General features: G+C 64.9%; 16 protein-coding genes. 4 read left to right on the top strand and 12 right to left on the bottom strand.

Annotation, left to right across the window (positions count from 1 at the left end; translation table 11 throughout):
* Nucleotides 1-134 precede the first annotated feature (134 nt).
* The 4 genes from ACI3L3_RS02605 to ACI3L3_RS02620 all read left to right on the top strand — a co-directional run bounded on the left by ACI3L3_RS02605 (nucleotide 135) and on the right by ACI3L3_RS02620 (nucleotide 4,229).
* Entirely contained in the window at nucleotides 135-1,013 is an 879-nt protein-coding gene (locus ACI3L3_RS02605; RefSeq protein ID WP_404843536.1) for a DeoR/GlpR family DNA-binding transcription regulator, read from the top strand.
* Entirely contained in the window at nucleotides 1,006-2,298 is a 1,293-nt protein-coding gene (locus tag ACI3L3_RS02610; protein ID WP_404843537.1) for a (Fe-S)-binding protein, read from the top strand. Before ACI3L3_RS02605 ends, ACI3L3_RS02610 begins: the two co-directional genes overlap by 8 nt.
* Before the next feature lie 96 nt (nucleotides 2,299-2,394).
* On the top strand, nucleotides 2,395-3,108 hold the full coding sequence (locus tag ACI3L3_RS02615; protein ID WP_404843538.1) for a hypothetical protein: 714 nt from the start codon (nucleotides 2,395-2,397) through the stop codon (nucleotides 3,106-3,108).
* Between the two features lie 518 nt (nucleotides 3,109-3,626).
* On the top strand, nucleotides 3,627-4,229 hold the full coding sequence (locus ACI3L3_RS02620; RefSeq protein WP_404843539.1) for a MarC family protein: 603 nt from the start codon (nucleotides 3,627-3,629) through the stop codon (nucleotides 4,227-4,229).
* A 41-nt stretch (nucleotides 4,230-4,270) separates the two neighbouring features.
* Here ACI3L3_RS02620 and ACI3L3_RS02625 read toward each other — a convergent pair whose 3' ends face one another.
* The 12 genes from ACI3L3_RS02625 to ACI3L3_RS02680 form a co-directional block, all read right to left on the bottom strand.
* Nucleotides 4,271-5,635, bottom strand: coding sequence for a hypothetical protein (locus tag ACI3L3_RS02625; RefSeq protein ID WP_404843540.1), 1,365 nt, complete (start codon nucleotides 5,633-5,635; stop codon nucleotides 4,271-4,273).
* Between the two features lie 57 nt (nucleotides 5,636-5,692).
* Nucleotides 5,693-6,169 carry a hypothetical protein gene (locus ACI3L3_RS02630; RefSeq protein ID WP_404843541.1) on the bottom strand — a complete coding sequence of 159 codons (477 nt, stop codon included), beginning with the start codon at nucleotides 6,167-6,169 and terminating at the stop codon, nucleotides 5,693-5,695.
* Entirely contained in the window at nucleotides 6,160-6,621 is a 462-nt protein-coding gene (locus ACI3L3_RS02635) for a hypothetical protein (protein ID WP_404843542.1), read from the bottom strand. Before ACI3L3_RS02635 ends, ACI3L3_RS02630 begins: the two co-directional genes overlap by 10 nt.
* A gap of 1 nt (nucleotide 6,622) precedes the next feature.
* Nucleotides 6,623-8,722 carry a hypothetical protein gene (locus ACI3L3_RS02640; RefSeq protein WP_404843543.1) on the bottom strand — a complete coding sequence of 700 codons (2,100 nt, stop codon included), beginning with the start codon at nucleotides 8,720-8,722 and terminating at the stop codon, nucleotides 6,623-6,625.
* Nucleotides 8,716-9,276: a hypothetical protein gene (locus ACI3L3_RS02645; RefSeq protein WP_404843544.1), complete on the bottom strand. Its 561-nt coding sequence runs from the start codon at nucleotides 9,274-9,276 to the stop codon at nucleotides 8,716-8,718. The genes ACI3L3_RS02640 and ACI3L3_RS02645 overlap by 7 nt, the downstream gene beginning before the upstream one ends.
* 2 nt (nucleotides 9,277-9,278) lie before the next feature.
* Nucleotides 9,279-9,611: a hypothetical protein gene (locus ACI3L3_RS02650; RefSeq protein WP_404843545.1), complete on the bottom strand. Its 333-nt coding sequence runs from the start codon at nucleotides 9,609-9,611 to the stop codon at nucleotides 9,279-9,281.
* Nucleotides 9,612-9,694: 83 nt separating this feature from the next.
* On the bottom strand, nucleotides 9,695-10,081 hold the full coding sequence (locus ACI3L3_RS02655) for a hypothetical protein (protein ID WP_404843546.1): 387 nt from the start codon (nucleotides 10,079-10,081) through the stop codon (nucleotides 9,695-9,697).
* An 8-nt stretch (nucleotides 10,082-10,089) separates the two neighbouring features.
* A complete protein-coding gene (locus ACI3L3_RS02660) occupies nucleotides 10,090-11,004 on the bottom strand; it encodes a major capsid protein (RefSeq protein WP_404843547.1) in 915 nt (304 codons plus the stop codon).
* Nucleotides 11,005-11,083: 79 nt separating this feature from the next.
* On the bottom strand, nucleotides 11,084-11,875 hold the full coding sequence (locus tag ACI3L3_RS02665) for a hypothetical protein (RefSeq protein WP_404843548.1): 792 nt from the start codon (nucleotides 11,873-11,875) through the stop codon (nucleotides 11,084-11,086).
* Nucleotides 11,872-12,120 carry a hypothetical protein gene (locus tag ACI3L3_RS02670; protein WP_404843549.1) on the bottom strand — a complete coding sequence of 83 codons (249 nt, stop codon included), beginning with the start codon at nucleotides 12,118-12,120 and terminating at the stop codon, nucleotides 11,872-11,874. The genes ACI3L3_RS02665 and ACI3L3_RS02670 overlap by 4 nt, the downstream gene beginning before the upstream one ends.
* Entirely contained in the window at nucleotides 12,117-13,844 is a 1,728-nt protein-coding gene (locus tag ACI3L3_RS02675) for a portal protein (protein ID WP_404843550.1), read from the bottom strand. The genes ACI3L3_RS02670 and ACI3L3_RS02675 overlap by 4 nt, the downstream gene beginning before the upstream one ends.
* A gap of 2 nt (nucleotides 13,845-13,846) precedes the next feature.
* Nucleotides 13,847-14,068: a hypothetical protein gene (locus ACI3L3_RS02680; protein ID WP_404843551.1), complete on the bottom strand. Its 222-nt coding sequence runs from the start codon at nucleotides 14,066-14,068 to the stop codon at nucleotides 13,847-13,849.
* Between the last annotated feature and the right edge of the window lie 20 nt (nucleotides 14,069-14,088).

Raw genomic sequence — 14,088 nt, forward strand, 5'->3', positions numbered from 1 at the left:
CACAGCACAGCAGAAAGAACACCACACTCACCAAAGCGGTGTCACATTTTGATCAGCAGTGACAAAGAACCGCCATATGTGGCATACTGCGTACCGAATACATACTGACCAACCACCAAGCCATAGCGGTACATATGCCACACACCACAGAGGCAACACACAACAACGCTACTGCCACGGGCAATTTTGCCGATGCGGCCACCCTTGCGCTGTCCGCCAGACAAAAAGGCATCCTCCGGGGCATCCTCAGCCGTGGCTTTATGCCGCTGGACGCACTGGCCGAGCATTTTTCCTGCTCCACACAGACCATCCGGCGCGACGTCCGCGCCCTTGCCGCGCAGGGGCTTATCCGCCGCTACCACGGCGGCGCGGGACCGGCCTCCGGCTCGCACAATGCCGCCTATGGCGTCCGGCGCGAGCTGTGCGCCCCGCAAAAGCGGCGCATTGCGCGCCTTGTGGCCAGCCGCATCCCGGACCATGCCTCGGTGGTGCTGGATATCGGCACTACGTCGGAATTCATCGCCGAGGCGCTGGCCGGGCACACCGGGCTGCGCATTATCACCAACAACCTCAACGTTGCCGCCCTGATGCGCGGCGCGCGCGACGTGGACATTCTGGTCGCTGGCGGACGCCTGCGCCAGCGCGACAACGGCATCATCGGCGAAAGCGCCGTGGAATTCTTCAAACAGTTTCGCCCGGACTATGGCGTTGTCACCCTCAGCGGCATCGACACCGACGGCACCCTGCTGGACTTTGACGAGCGCGAAATCCGCATTACGCGGTGCATTATGCGCACCTGCCGCCGCGCATTTCTGGCGGCGGACAAGAGCAAGTTCGGACGCGGCGCGATGATGCGCCTTGGTCATATCTCCGACGTGGACGCGCTGTTCACCGACGGCGCGCCCCCCGGACGCTTCCGGGAAATCCTCTCACAGGCCGGAGTCTGCCTGCACGTTGCCGCCGCTGGCGACGAGGACGCCCCCGGCCCCGACAAGCGAGGGCACAATGACTGATACCGCCACGAGGGCGCGGGACATCCCCGCCTTTCGCGACCTCTCGCGCCAGCTGTTTCCCACCGGAGGCAGCTTTGACACCTGCCTGACCTGCGGCATGTGCTCATCGGCCTGCCCGGCCACAGGGCTGGCAGGACTGGACCCGCGCAAATTCGTGCGCATGGCCACGCTAGGCATGGACGATGAACTGGCGCGCACGCCGTGGGTGTGGATGTGCACCATGTGCCGCCGCTGCGTGCACGTGTGTCCCATGCAAATCGACATCCCCGCCTTGGTCTACGCCGCCCGCGCCGCGTGGCCGCGTGAGGAGCGCCCACGCGGGATTATCGGCTCCTGCGATCAAGCCCTGCGCACTCCCGGCGCCAGCGCCATGGGCGCCAGCTCCGAGGACTTCGCCTTCGTGGTAGAGGACGTTCTGGAAGAGGTGCGCGACACGCAGGACGGCCAAGCCGCGCTGGACGCGCCCATCGACAAGCACGGCGCCATGTTCTTTCTGAACCAAAACTCCCGCGAGCCGGTCACCGAGCCTGACGAAATGGTGCCGCTGTGGAAAATTCTGAACGTGGTGGGGGCGGACTGGACCTACGGCTCCGTTGGCTGGGCCGCAGAAAACTACTGCATGTTTGCAGCGGACGACGCCAGTTGGGAGCGCATCGTCCGAAAAAAGGTGGAGGCGGTTGAAGCGCTGGGCTGTTCAGTCTGGCTCAACACTGAATGAGGCCACGAATTTTACGCAGTCCGGGCCGGACTGGAAAAATTCGGCATTACGCCATCGTTTCGACTGGAGAGCATCATTCCGTGGTACGCGCGCTGGATTCGCGAGGGCAAGCTGCCCGTCAACGCAGACTGGAACCGCGACCTCGGCCTGACCTTCACCATACAGGACCCGTGCCAGTTGGTGCGCAAGACCCTTGGCGACCCTGTGGCCGAGGACCTGCGCTTTGTCACCAAGGCCGTGGTTGGCGAAGAAAACTTCATTGAAATGCACCCCAACCGCTCCAGCAACTACTGTTGCGGCGGCGGTGGCGGCGCGCTGCAATCGGGCTACGCCGCGGAGCGCCGCGCCTACGGCAAGTTCAAGGCGCAGCAGATTCTGGCCACGGGGGCGGACTATGTCATCACCCCCTGCCACAACTGCCACTCGCAAATCCACGATTTGCGCTCCGTGTACAATGGTGCGTGGCACACCGTGCACCTGTGGACGCTTCTTTGCCTGTCCCTTGGCATCCTTGGCGAAGCCGAGCGCACGTACCTAGGGCAGGAACTGCAATCGCAGTGTCTGTAGCGCGCAAGGCGAAACACCGCAAAAAACCTGTAAATTTCGAAACGGGATGCATTGTTCTTTTGACAATGCATCCCGTTTCGCCATACAACTTGACACATGGACATTCCCACAGCGGAAGCAATCATCCCCGTCGCCATTCACGAACAGGATGATTACCTGTGCGACGTGAAGCAGGTTGTCCTCCACGACGTGATGAAGGCCGCGCGGAATGCGTACAACGACGCCATCAGGGCGCATTGTCGGCACTGCTACAAGCCGTTCACCCCTACGGTACTGCGGGACCTCACGACCCATGAGGAACGCTGTCACGCATGGGCATGGCATCTTGTGTCCGGTGTGGACTCGCCCCTGCCCGAAAGCCTGCTCACGCTCATTGCCAAGCGCTTTGCCGCAGCGCTGGCCGCCTCGCCCCCCATTCCCTCAACAGGCTTTCCCCGTCCGCCCCGGTTCGACTTTCTGCGCTTTTTCCCCTTCCCCCAAGGCCATATAGAAATCCGCAAACTCCCCGGTCCTCCCCGGCGCTATATCCTCACCAGTCCCATTCTGCGTAGTTCGTGGTGCACCTTGGACATGGCCAGCACCGCCGTTGGCGACCGCGCCTTTTCCCTGCCGCCGGAGGACCTCCCCCTCACTCTCGCCCTTGGCTGGAACGCCCCGCCAGACGCCCCGCACTGCCGCATTCTCGCCGAACTTGCCGAAGACCGCCGCCTCATCCACAGCGCCCAAATGGAAGCCCAAGCCGACGGCCTGCGTCTGCGCCTGCGCTACCGCCGCGCCCTGCACGTCACCGGAGCCGAAGCCCCGGTGTAAGCCGCCCCGCGCACACGCCCCCAGTCGCCATCCGCCAACAAACCTACACCCCATTTCAGTTTCCTTTTCCACACTACGCCATGCGCCCCAGCCGGAGTGTTCCCCGCCCACTGCGCCCTTACTCCGCGCCGCCGCGCACCACCAGCACAACGCTCCCAGCCTGCCTCCTTCGTCCACCGCCCCGCACGGCGCACTGCCCCTGTTGCCACCGTCACATCAATCGCACTTTTCCCACCGCCCCACGCATCACTCTGCGTTCCCTGTCCCCCTGCCATTCCTTCGCACGTCTCTACATCTTTCTCCTTATGCGAATCATGCAAAATGCTGTGACATCTCAAACTGTTTCATTCGCCCTTCTGCGCATTTTCCTGCGGCGACGCCCGGACATCCGCACATTGTGGTTGACGCGGAGGGCATCAAGGCAGTAGTGAGCGCGCCTTGACACACATTGGCCCCGCCGCACCCGCAACACTGCGCCGGGGCCGCGCTACTTCCTTTTTTTCGCATGAGGTATGGGAATGAGTCTCTTCATCAACATCTTCACGAAGTTTTTCTTCGTGCTGGCCCCCTTTTTTGTGCTGTCCATGTTCCTTGCCCTCACCAAGGGCATGACCAAGCAGGAACAGCACGGCATCGCCATCCGCACCACCATCTCCACCATTGTGCTGTGCGGCATCATCTTCTTCTTTGGCAACCCGCTGTTCCGGATTCTGGGCATTACGCTGGATAGCTTCCGCATTGGCGCTGGCGCGCTGCTGTTTTTGTCCGCCGTCGCACTGGTGCAGGGCAATAAGGACAAAAAGAAGGACGACAAGGTTGACCCCGGCGAAGGCGACATCAGCGTTGTGCCCCTTGCCATCCCCATCGCCGTCGGCCCCGCCACGGTGGGTGTTATGATGGTTATGGGCGCTGGGCTTGGCTCCTCGCTGGAAAAGGCCATCGGCTTTGCGGCCATGTCCGCCGCGGTGGTGTGCCTGGGCGTCATTCTCTTTATGGCCTCGCGCATCAAACGCGCCCTTGGCAATGTGGGAATTGAAATCCTCACCAAGCTCTCGGGCCTTGTGCTGGCGGCCCTCGCCGCGCAAATCGTCTTCACAGGCATTAAGAATTTCATGCAGTAACGCAAAAGCGCCCCAGCCTTTCGGCCGGGGCGCTTTTTTCATCAGGCGGCCGTGCCGCCGTACGCGCTGATGATACGCTCCACAAGGTAGCCGGGACTCCCCGGCGTCAGCGCGTCAAAGACCGCTTCAGCATTCCCGCCGCACACGTCCAGCCGCGCCAAAATATCACGCGTTGCCGCGTCCGCCAGCTTCCGCCCGCTCTCGTCCGCGCCAAAGGCGGCGTCCACACGCTCCACCCCGCGCATAAGAAGTACGCTCCACGGCTTCTGCGCGAGGGCAAACACTGCCGCAATGCGCCAGGCGTCGTCCGCGCTGTATATCGTGCCAACGCACCACAGCATCTGCGACTTGCGCCATTCGCCGCGTAGGCACAGCAGCACCCCGCGCACCATGGATCCGGGATACGTGGTCCACTGCTCTTCCTCCAGCACATCCAGAAGGGTTGTGTATTCCTCCTCGCCAAAGACGCCGCGCGCGTCGTCCACCGCCGCAAACGCCGCCGCGCAGTCGCCCTGCTCATAGGCCGTCATCATCTGTTCAATGGCCGCCACCCGCGCGGCCTCGCGCTGGGCAAGGGCCACCCGCTCCGCTGCCGCCCGCCGCGACCGCACGCGGGACGCGGCGCGCTGGGCGCAGGTATCGTCAATTCCCTGCGCACGAAGCGCCGACGACGGTTCAAGGGCCTCCAACGCGGCGTCATAGTCCACCTCTCCGTCCGCGCCTGTGGCGTCCTGCTCCACAAGGGCCACCACATGATGCACCAGGGCCTCAAAGCTCAGCCGCTCGGCAAGGGCGCGAAGCTGGGCCGCTTCAGCCTCGGGCAGGCTGGCAAGGGCCTGTTCATCCTCCACCGCGCCGGATGAGGCCACAATGTCGTGGCGCAGGCGGCTGACGGTGAGCTGCTGCTGAAAGGACGCCGAAAGCCGCTCCACCTCGCCGCTCCGGAGCCACGGACGCGCAGCGTCAAGGCGCTCGCGCAGGCCGGCTTTAGCGGTTTCCACCGCCATCTCGCCCTGCTCCACGGCTTCCACATAAAAGCGCAAATCTGTCCCAAGGCGCTCCACGCGGTCTTCCCGCTCCCGCGCAATGGACCGCTGACGGTTCAGCGCCATAACCCGCCGCGCCTGATAGCGGCAATAGCGCCCAAGGCGCTCGCGGATTCGCGGGTCCGTCCCCTCATCGGCCACCACGTCATCGTGGTAGGTTTCAAGGGCGTCCCACGCGCCGTCGATGTCGCCCTTTTCCGCCGCTTCGGACACTATGCGCACCACGTCGCGCTCCACATCCACCCGGCGCGAGGCTTCATCGTCCACGGCGCGAAATTCATCCAGCCGCTCCATGTCCTGCGTCGCCACCTGCTCAAGTGGGCGTCCGTCCTGCGCGGCCCTCTGTGCTATCTCCGCCATATCGGCACCTTCCTGTTCGTTGCTCATATCTCGCGCCACTGTGGCGCTGGATTCGCGCTATCTGGCGGCAAGCAGGGACGACCCAAGGCCGATCATCTTGCCGCGGATAATACTGCCTTGGCGCTGACGCGCGGCATCGGCGCGCAGGTCGTACTGCCCTGCCGAGTACCTGCCACCGTAGCGCGCCTGCCGGGCGCGGTATTCGGCGTCACGCTCCATCTCGACCATGCTTCGTTCATGAGCCGCCGCCTGTCCAGACAGCACCTCCACGGCGGAACCACCCGAGGCATCAAGGCCGTGAACGCCGTACTCCACCAAACTCTGCGCCGCCGCGCGCTGGGATGCGTCGCGCATTCTCAGTGCGTTGTGCTTTGCCTGCCGCTTGATGCGTTTTGCTTCGTATTCACCCGCAATGCGGGCGTTTTCGGCCTGCTGTTTTGCCAGCCGCTCACTTTGCTGGGCGCTCTTGATTTGCGTCCATGTGGATGTTGCCTGCAGTCCGGCAATTGCCGCTACGGGGAGCATCACTGACATGTCTCTATCCTCCCATAAATGTAATAGTCCCTGCCGCCATACAGCCGCCGGAGCAGTCCCTCGCGCCGAAAGCCCAGCCGCGACAGCCAGCGGCAACTGGTGGCGTGGCCCCTCACCACAAGGGCCTGCAGCCGCTCAATCTCCGCCTCGGCCACAAGGCGCGGCAGCATCCGCACCACCGCCCGCTGAAAGGACAGGGCAAAGCGCGGAGTCTGCGGACTGGTCAGCGCCCAGCAATCGCCAAGGCCGGGGCGCGACACCACAATGCCCGCACTCGCCACAACGCGCCCCTGCCATAGACCGCTAAAGGCCGGACCGCTGGCCGCATACATCCGCCCCGTCTCCAGTGGGTCCGCCGCAGCGGGCGCGCCCTCCAGACCAAGCGCGTCCAAGGGCCGCAGCCGGATGCGCGCCGCATGCTCAGGGACAAAGGGAACTATCTCCAGCCGCATATCAATTTCCTCCCACCACTTCGGGCACGCAGCAGATGAGCGTCATGGGCAAAGGGTCGTCCTGCCGCACCGTAAACAGCCCGTCGCGGTCAAACCCGCCGGACAGGCGCACCAACCTATCGCCGGAGTACAGCCCCGGCGCCACGCCGGCACGCACATCATGCACATGGGAGAGGATGGTCTCGTAGCGGCCTTCACGGTCATCGCCGGAGCACACACGCCCGCCCACTGTTTCCAAAAAGCGCAGCGTCACGCCCATCACGCGCTTGCGCTTGGTCTGCGAGGTGCCGCCCCCCGCGCCAACCTCCAGCCGCATGGGCTGCAACACACTGGAATACCCCAGCCCAACATGCACCCGCCGCGCATTGCGCCGCAGGTCCACACCGCCCCCGCGGACCACACGCTCGCCCAGCACGCAACCGTCCGCCAGCACCTGCACGGTCTCGCCCTCCAGATGGGACAGGCCGTCCACATGGTCCACGGCTTCGCCCGAGTAGGACAACCCGCAGTCCACAAAGAAGGCGTCGCTGGCATCGGGCGCGCCATGGGCGGCAAAGCCCGGGTCCATACGCTCCACATAGCGGCGCACCTGCCCCTCAACCGTACGCCGCACCAGCAGCCACACCTCGTCGCCCCACGCGCCGGGGATGACGGCCACGGATTCCACGCGTCCATCCCCGCCAAGGGGATGCCGGTGCCATGCGCGCACGTTTTCCTCGCTGAGGTAGGTACAGCCCACCAGCGCCCCGTCACTGCGCACACACCACAGCACGCCGTCGGGCTCACGCGCGTAATCCATCTCGCACAGCCCCGGACCGGTGGCGTGCTCCGCAAGCAGCGTCAGTTCCGGTGCGGCGTAGCTATAGGACGCGTAGTCAAAGGTCATTTCGCGAATTTTACGCCCGGAGCGGGTCACATAGAGCACGGCGTTGGAGATGAGCTGGGCGGGCATGGACGCACTGCCGTGAGCGGACTGGCGCTTGCGCTGGCACTTGGCGGGGGTCATGCCCTCGCCCTCAACGCCGGACCAGACCTTCACCTCCGAGGCATTGGTCCCCACCAGCAGGTGCTCCTGATCCATCAGCCACCGAATGGGATTGACGCGGGAGCCGGACAACGTGATTTCAATGGCGTCATCATCAAGAGGCTCGCCCTGAATGCCATGGTCAAAGAGGCTGGTATTCAGGCGAAAGTCCTCGTACTCGCCGGTGCGCGACAGCCACAGCGTCAGCGGCGCTTCGGGCGTGGCCGCCAGCACAAGCCGGTCCTCATAGAAGCCAATGCACGACGGCCAGCAGCCATCCTTCCACGCCTCGGGCATGGTGTGGCCCTTGGAGATTTCCTTCCAGTACTTGGTTTGTAGCTTGCCATTGGCGTAGATGCTTTCAACCTCGTCGTCGGCGTCCTCGTTTGGGGAGTCCTTGAAGGTCACCTTAAGTTCTCTGTCCAGCGCATCAAACTGCCGCGTGCCGATGTACTTGAACCAGTAGGTCACCGTGAACGCAACGCGCCTCAGCAGCCAACAGCACTCAAACAGCGCCCCTTCGGGCAGGGTAAACGTATCGCCCTGAAAGCCCTTGCCGCCGCACAACTCGCCCTCGTAGATGTCGATATCCCAGCCCGGAGCGTGGAACTCCAGCGGCGCAATGGTCCAGTCGTCATGCCCGTGGCGCGTGAGCTTGTGCGGGCGCACGTGCGGATGCACCAGATAGAGCACATCCGCGCTCTGGGCCACATTCACGTCATGAATCTGGTCCTGCGTCCACGGGGTTTCAATTTCGTACGGGGCATTGTCCTCGCCAAGGATGACGCCGCCATCGGTGTAGAACCGCATATACTTGTCACCAAGCTCCAGAACGTAGCTCTGGGACTGGGTGGCGTTGAAGTCAAAGGGGATAAGCCGCGCCGGACGGTCCGCGTGCTTGGCAGGAGCCACAAACCGCGTGCCCGGCCTGCGAAACACACTGCCGTGGGGACGGGGGATGAAGTTCTCCAACCTGCGGCAGCCGGAGTAGTACTTTTCATGGTCCGTCCTGCCATCCATATGCGCGGAGAGTTCGCCAGCGGTGAAGGCGTTGATGATGGGGGTTGCCGTCAGCATGACGCGCCCCGCGCGGTGATGAAGCCGTCCGGGCGGCGCGTAACGGGCCGGCCACCGCCCTGCGCGTCGCGGCTTTTGGCCGTGCGCAGGCGCTGGCGGTACAGATTCTCCATACGCTCCTTCTCCGCCGAGGAGCCGGTGATTTTCTTAGCCGCATGGGCGGCAATGCGCGTCGCCAGCGCCACCCGGAAGGTGGGCGGCATTTCGCTGACGCGGGTCACCCGGCGCACGTAGCGCACCTTCATGGTGCCGCTGTCGGCCAGCAGGGCGCGCCCTTCAATGCTAAAGGGGACATCCGGCTGCACCTCCATGACGTACAGGCAATCCGGCGGGAGCACATAGGCCCTGCCGTACCCAAAACCCGGCCCTTCGGCCGCCCGGGCCAATTCGGCCCGGGCGATGGCGAAGTTCCACGGATGCTCCTCCAGCAGGGCGTCCCGCTCCTCCTCATAGAGGGCCGAGACGATGCGGGCGCGCTCCGTATCCTGATCCGCCGATGTGATGCGGTCCTCACCCAATTCGATGAGAGCCGCGGACAAAATCCGCGCAGGCACGGCTACATCCCTCCGTCAAACACGCCGCGGAAGAAGTCCTCGTCCTCGTCGCGCTCCGGACGGCCGCTCTCCTGCGGGGTCAGGCGCGTGACCTCAAGGGCGAAGGCAACGCCGCCGCGCCCATCGCCATGGCCCTGCGGCTCGCCCACTGTGGCCCGCCCAGCAAGGGCAAACACATCACCGGGGGCGGGGGCCTCTTCCACGCCAAGGCGGCGCAGAGCCTTGACGTCCAGCATCAGCCGGGCGGAACGCTCCGCACCCTGTCGGGGCGTGCCGCCCTGCTCACCCTGCCGCTGACCCGGACCTGCCACGTCATCCAAGCGTCTGAACTGCATATATCGTTCTCCTTCCCGCCGCGTGGCGGCGGGGCTGCGTCGTCGTATGGGCGGGCCGCACATGGCGGCCCGCCCCGCGCCCGCTATCGGGCCAGATATTCACCGTAGATGGAAATGGAGCCGCTGGCGGACGGGTCCGAGGTCTGCACCATAGCCTTCACACCAGGCTGCGCATCCGTGGGGACCACAAAACGGCCCAACACTTCACCAGCGCCAATGGGCGCCCCGCCATACACCTTGCACACGGTGCCCAATTCCTCTGGCATGCTGCCGCCATGCAGCAGCTTCACCGTCAGCGTTTTGCCCTCGGCAAGGGCAATTTCGGAGGCGGCCTCCACCACCACCTGCGCCGCGCCCAGGGTGCCGGTATAGTCCTGCGGCGTGCCGTTGCCGTTGGCCGTGGTGTCCTTGGGCAGGGGCATATCCTTGGCCAGATAGCCGTCGTGCATCTTCAGGGTCTGCGTGTACATGCGTCCTCCTATTTCTTGACCGTGACGCTCTGCTCGGTCGCGTCCTCGAAGTTGTAGCTGGTGATGATAGGCACGCCGTTCCATTCGGCGATGCGGCGGTCCACATTGCGGTCGCCGGGGGCCATCTGGAAGGCTGCGCCCTTGCCCGCCTCGGCGAGGATGGACAGCACCTTGCGGTGACAGAACAGGAAGGTGCCCTTCTGGGCGCGGACCATGTCCAACAGATTGTCCACCATCACGGCGGTGGGCTTTTTGTCCTCGGTGATGTTCACCAGGCCCGCCACGGTATGGGGGTTGGCCACCTGCATGCCGAAGTAGCCCTTGTAGCGCACGCCGTAGCCAAGGATGCCGTTTTCGTTCTCGTACAAGCCACCGTTGTTGATGGCGGTCACGTTCAGCAGACCGCCCTGCTTGAAGCCGACGGGGCTGTACAGGCCGGTGGTCTCGCCGGAGACGAAGCGCACCGCAAGGATGGACCAGCAGCCGCCAGAGGAGCCGCCGGCATTGATGAGGGCGTTGTTGTCCAGGGCGAACTGGCGCAGGTTTCTGTAGATGATGGCCTTTTCCGCATCCACGCCCAGCTTGCGCAGGGCCTTGGGGGTCTTTTTGGCGAAGTACTTGTCCCTGCCGCCAAAGGCACGGGCCTTGTCCTCCGGGCAAAACATCTTGGCGCCCATGATGGAGAGGTCCACCTTGCGCAGGCGGGAATCCACGTCGATGCTGTCCAGCGGCGCGTCCATGTCCACAAAGCCGCCGCCGGAGACTTCCGCCACTTCCTCATACACGTTCCACAGGGCGTGGGAGGCTTCCTCAAAGGGGATCACGTCAAGGACGGGAGTCTCCTCGGTCAGCCAGTCCACCTGTTTGGGCTGCTTTTTGGCGTAGGCCGCGGAAATCTCGCGCAGTGTTCCGGTAATGCTCATGAAATGTGCTCCTTTCGCACGTCTGTTGGGGCTTGGCCCCCGTGTTCATCGGCCCGGAACCGTCTCCGGGCCGCCCCGGTCAGCCGCCGAAGACCTCTTCGGCGAAGAACCGTTCCGTGGACATGGTGGGGCGACGGCCCTGCGGACCACCATTGCCCGCCGCCCACGTGTCCTCTGTGAAGGCCATTCCCACGCTGTGGAACAGGCGCACCATGGCGGCGTTGTCGCCAAAGGCGTCAAGCACGCCGCGCGCCTCGCCCTGCGTCAGGCCCGCCTGCTCGGCAACGCGCCCAAATCCGCGCCGCGCCACGTCAAGGTTCCTGTCCGTCTGCTCACCCCACAACTGGCGCAGCTGCTGGCCTGTCTGCTCGCGGCGCGCTCCGGCCATGGCCTCGTCGCCCTCGGCAAACTGCGACACAAGAGCGTTGTAACGGTCGGCCAGGCCCTGCGCCTGCTGAGGTGACAGGCCAAGCTCGTGGGCGGATTCGCGGAACCAATCCACAAAGGTCCCGTCCGCATCCACGCCTTCGGGCATAGCCAGTTCGTAGCCCTCCGGGGCTTCGGGCACGCCCACCATCTTGCGCAACTCCGCATCAAAGGCGGCCTGCTCCTCGTCGGTGGCGTCCTCGCTGGGCGGCGTCAGACCAATGGTCTTGCGCCCCACCAGAGAACGCGCATGCAGAAGCGAACGCGCCATATCCGCCGGGGACTTGAACTCCCGCAGGCTCGGGTGCTCGCGCAGGGGCACGTTGTGGCCGTCCACATCAATGGCGGCGTCCTCGGGAATGACATCCTCTATCCAGTGAGCCGGAGTGGAAGGTGTCTCAATGCCGTTTCCGGTTTCGGGGGCGGGGGAGGCTTCCATATTCATGGTCCGTCAGCTCCTTTCGCAGCAGTGTCCTGTGCGGTTTCAAGAAATTCGAGAAGTTGAAATAGCGTCATGCGGCCGTAGCGGAAGGCCACCTGTTCGCCGCTGTGCCAGTCCGTGGGGGCACCGGTGGGCGCCATAAAGCAGTGGGTGCGCAGCACCTCCCGCAGCACGCGGCCCGAGGGCGTCCCCAGCGCCGCACGCACATGCGCGGCAATGTCCTGTTCCGTCATGCCGTCCAGGGTCATGTGGCGTCCTCCATCCCGGTGAGCAGCGCCTTGGCCGGGCTGCCCTCTTCAGGCGCGCTGGACAGGTCCGGAAAGACCTTGGCGACCTCGCGCAGTTCCGAAAGCTGCTCCTTCATGGCGAGCTTGGCGGTGTTTTCGTCGCGCTCACGCCGGACCCTGCGCACCGCCGCGCGGGAGCGGATGCCCCGCTGCGGGAAGCCCCGGCTCTCCATGAGCCGCCGCAGATTCTCGTCGTGGTCGAAGTTATCCAGCACCTCGGGCGCAACCGCGGCCAACTGTCCGGCATCCGCGTAGGTCTGCAACACGGTCTGGGCGCGGCCCTCCTTCTGGGCCAGCATCAGCGGGCTGACGTACTCCGCATGCAGCCGCCGCCCCACCAGCTCCGGCGGCGGTGCGGGCAGTTCCCCGCGCCGTTCCAAGAGCCTGTGGAGCCTGTCAAACAACCTGCCGAAGTTTTCCTGCTGTTGATTGACGAGCAGCGGCCCCAGCAGGAACATGCGCTCGCTGGCAAGCTCCGCCACCTCCCGCGCGGTGGGCGTAGCCCCGGCGCTGCTGCGGGAGCGGATAGTCAGGAACAGGTCCACAAAGAACGCCGCGTCGATGTCCTTTCGCGTGGCCTGCATAAGCTCCCACGAAAAGCGCGGATCGCCGCCAACGGACAGCGGGCCAAAGTCCGCAAGGCTGTTGCCCTCGGCGCGGCGGTAGTAGTTCATGGCCCGCGGCTCAAAGGAGAAACGGCCCACAAACCCGTCGTCCGGCACCAGATAGGGCGGAGCAACGGCCAACTGACCCGCCTCAAGAATGAGGCGCTTCATCTCGTTGAGCATCTTCACGTCGGCAAGGGCTTCCGTACCCGGACTGGTGGAATAAGCGGTGCCCGGCAGGCGGTGGTAGCGGGCGACGATGTAGGGCAATTCCTCATAGCCGCCTGTGGACACGATGTTCCGGGAGCCAAGCTCCAGATATACCGACGCAAAGGGCAGCGCCCCTCCGGCAGTGCCCGGCGCTCCCCCACCGCGCGGAAACACCGCATGCAGGAAGTCGAACCGCTCGCCCTGCCGCCGCACCTCCTGCGCCGCGCGGCGCACAGTGTCCGGCATATTGTCCAGCCCCCAGCGCGACGCCGCATCCCGCGCAGTCAGGGTGAAGCGGCGAAACACCGTATCCACCACGCCCTGCGCGTTTTCCTCGATGAACACTTCAGACAGGGGCAGCGCCTTAAAGCGCACGCCGCCGTCTGCGCCCTCGTCCAAATACATGCACTGCCAGCCGAAGAGACCGGACTGGTGATAGGCCAGCGCCTGCTCGCGGTAGAAGCCGCCCTCGGCAAGCGCCGCGTAAAAGGCGTCCTCCACATCCTGCAGCCATGTCCGCACGTCCGGACGGTCCGCAACATCGGGGTCGTCCAGCTCCAGCGAAAACCACCGCTGCGCCGGGGAGCACGCGCCGGAGAGCATGCCCGCGGCAAAGACTCCCGCCGCGCGCGTTGCCGTGGCGTCCACGATTTCTGGGCGGCGACGGATTTGCGGTTCACTGCCGGAAAAGCCCGCGTACTCCGGCCCCATAAAGGTGGCGACGTCCTCCCACACGGGGTCGAAGGGCTGGCGCGCCTGCCGCGCGGCGTCAAAACGCCGCAGCACTTCCCGCGCTGTTTCGCGCTGTGCGTTGCCGCGTTCTGGTGCGCCCTGGGGCGGGGCGGAGCGCGCGTTGCGTTGTGTCTGCATGGTCACCCCAGCGTGGTTTTGCGCACCCGCGCGGACGAGCTGTCACCCGTTGCGCTGGTGGCGATTGTGGATGCCGAAGCGCGCCTGCGGCGCTCTGCCTCGCGCCGCCGTGCGGCCTCAAGGCGCTTTTGCGCCTCCAGTTCCGCGGTGTCCGGCTCCTCCGGTGGCGGGGGCGGTGGCGGCAGGTCCGGTTTGGACGGTTTGGAAAAAATCACTCCACCCATGCTGCGTTCCTCCTTGTGCT

This window comes from Desulfobaculum sp. SPO524, assembly GCF_044987625.1.
Lineage (GTDB): Bacteria > Desulfobacterota > Desulfovibrionia > Desulfovibrionales > Desulfovibrionaceae > Desulfobaculum.